General features: G+C 68.9%; 2 protein-coding genes. Both read right to left on the reverse strand.

Going from position 1 to position 2,128, the window contains the following annotated elements; all coding sequences use genetic code 11:
• Nucleotides 1-54 precede the first annotated feature (54 nt).
• The gene (locus tag DK254_RS25645; RefSeq protein ID WP_109936075.1) at nucleotides 55-1,689 is read right to left on the reverse strand and encodes a cation acetate symporter; all 1,635 of its coding nucleotides are present in this window, start codon (nucleotides 1,687-1,689) and stop codon (nucleotides 55-57) included.
• Nucleotides 1,686-1,991 carry a DUF485 domain-containing protein gene (locus tag DK254_RS25650; protein ID WP_089394734.1) on the reverse strand — a complete coding sequence of 102 codons (306 nt, stop codon included), beginning with the start codon at nucleotides 1,989-1,991 and terminating at the stop codon, nucleotides 1,686-1,688. The genes DK254_RS25645 and DK254_RS25650 overlap by 4 nt, the downstream gene beginning before the upstream one ends.
• Nucleotides 1,992-2,128: the final 137 nt, after the last annotated feature.

Below are 2,128 nucleotides of genomic sequence, written 5' to 3' on the forward strand. Positions count from 1 at the left end.
GGGCTGGGGAGAGGGAGCAGAGGTCCGCTTGACGATGAAGCCAAACCTTACCTCTCAATGCCGACTGGCCACCGCCGCCCCAATTCCCGTCATCGAGCGGATGAACTGCCCCAGGTAGCGCCCGCGCTCCGCCTCCGCCCGCGCCGAGCGGTCGCTCACGGAGAACCCCCAGGCGGCGAGGAAGGCCGCGCTCATGGAGAACAGCGCCGGGTTGCTGTAGGGGAACACCGCCTCGGCGTTGCCCAGCACCGCCACCCACACCGGCGGGCCGAGCACCAGCAGGGCGATGGCGCTGCACAGCCCGGCCAGGCTGCCGGCCACGGCGCCGCGGGTGGTCAGGCCCTTCCAGAACATCGAGAGGAACAGCACCGGGAAGTTCACCGAGGCGGCGATGGCCAGCACCAGGCCGGAAAGGAAGGCGATGTTCTGCGACTCGAAGAGCACGCCGAGGATCACCGCCAGCACGCCGATGCCCAGGGTGGCCAGGCGCGACACGCGCATTTCCTCGGCCTCGCTGGCCTGGCCCTTGCGCAGCACGCAGGCGTAGAGGTCGTGGGACACCGCCGAGGCGGCGGACAGCGCCAGGCCCGCGACCACCGCGAGGATGGTGGCGAAGGTCACCGCGCAGATGAAGCCGAGGAACAGGTTGCCGCCCACCGCCTGGGCCAGGTGCACGGCGACCATGTTGCCGCCGCCGATCAGGGCGCCCTCGGCGGTGCGGAAGGCCGGGTCGTTGCCGACCATGACGATGGCGCCGAAGCCCACGGCGATCAGCAGCAGGTAGAAGTAGCCGATGAAGCCGGTGGCGTAGAACACGCTCTTGCGCGCCTCGCGGGCGTCGCTGACGGTGAAGAAGCGCATCAGGATGTGCGGCAGGCCGGCGGTGCCGAACATCATGCCCAGGGCCAGGGAGATGGCGTCCACCGGGTTCGCCAGCAGGCCGCCGGGGGCCATGATGGCCACGCCCTTGGCGTGCACCTGGGTGGCGGCGGCGAACATCGCCTCGCTGCTGAAGCCGAAATGGCGCAGCACCATGAAGGCCATGAAGCTGGTGCCCGAGAGCAGCAGCACCGCCTTGATGATCTGCACCCAGGTGGTGGCCAGCATGCCGCCGAAGGTCACGTAGCAGACCATCAGCGCGCCCACCACCAGTACCGCCTGCAGGTAGCTCAGGCCGAACAGCAGCTCGATCAGCTTGCCGGCGCCGACCATCTGCGCCACCAGGTACAGCAGCGCCACGATCAGCGTGCCGAAGGCGGCGGTGATGCGGATCGGCGCCTGTTCCAGGCGGTAGGAGACCACGTCGGCGAAGGTGTACTTGCCCAGGTTGCGCAGGCGCTCGGCGATCAGGAACAGGATGATCGGCCAGCCGGCGAGCACGCCCAGGGCGTAGAGCAGGCCGTCGTAGCCGCTGGCGAACATCATCGCCGAGATGCCCAGGAAGGAGGCCGCGGAGATCATGTCGCCGGCGATCGCCAGGCCGTTCTGCATGCCGCTCAGGCCGCCGCCGGCGGTGTAGAAGTCGGCCGCCGAGCGGGTGCGCAGGGCGGCCCAGCGGGTGATGGCCAGGGTGGACAGGACGAACGCCAGGAACAGGCCGATGGCGTGCCAGTTCAGCGGCCGTTCGGCGCCGGCGGCCAGGGCCGGTTCGGCCAGCGTCACGCCGGCGAGCAGGAGCAGCGCCTTCATGCCTGGGCCTCCTGCTTGAGCCTGTCGTTCAGCGGGTCCAGCACCTTGTTGGTCCGGTGCACGTAGAGGCCGGTGAGCAGCACCGAGAGCAGGATCAGGCCGACGCCGGCCAGCATGCCCACGCTGGTCACCCCGCCGGCGAGCGGGCGGCCCAGCAGGCCGGGGGCGAAGGCCACCAGCAGGACGAAGCCGTAGTAGGCCAGCAGCAGGGTGGCGGTGAGGGTCCAGGTGAGGCGTTGCTTGCGGCGGACGAGAAGGAGGAAGTCCGGGTGTTCCCGGAGCCGTTCCAGGGGCAGGGTCATGGCGCGCTCTCTGTTGTTGTGAGGTTGTCGAGGCGTTTGTGTGATACGTAAATTCTAATTAAATAGAAAATTACGTGTCACGAATGGATTGTCCCCCAGGGCGCGCGGGCTGGGGAGGGTGGAGCGGCGGGAGTTCG

Source organism: Pseudomonas sp. RW407 (assembly GCF_003176655.1).
Classification (GTDB): domain Bacteria; phylum Pseudomonadota; class Gammaproteobacteria; order Pseudomonadales; family Pseudomonadaceae; genus Pseudomonas; species Pseudomonas delhiensis.